Below are 296 nucleotides of genomic sequence, written 5' to 3' on the forward strand. Positions count from 1 at the left end.
GTTGGACAGATGCTGGTCGCCGATCATCGGATACGTGCAGTGGGCTTTACGGGCTCCCGGCGCGGCGGAACCGCGCTGATGAAGATTGCCTCGGAGCGGAAGCAGCCAATTCCGGTCTACGCCGAAATGAGCAGCATCAATCCCGTTATTCTTTTCCCGAACGCCCTGCGGAACAACGCGGAAGCGATCGGGAAATCGTTTGCGTCCTCCTTGACCTTGGGAGCCGGTCAGTTCTGCACCAATCCAGGCCTCATCATCGCAATCGATGGCCCCGGCCTCGACGCGTTCATAAACGC

1 protein-coding gene is annotated in these 296 nt (G+C 59.5%); it reads left to right on the forward strand.

Going from position 1 to position 296, the window contains the following annotated elements; all coding sequences use genetic code 11:
- On the forward strand, positions 1–296 hold a 296-nt coding region (locus AF337_RS13965; protein WP_152971074.1), incomplete at both ends, for an aldehyde dehydrogenase family protein.

Origin of the sequence: Rhizobium ecuadorense, from assembly GCF_001187535.1 — a bacterium.
GTDB lineage: Bacteria > Pseudomonadota > Alphaproteobacteria > Rhizobiales > Rhizobiaceae > Rhizobium > Rhizobium ecuadorense.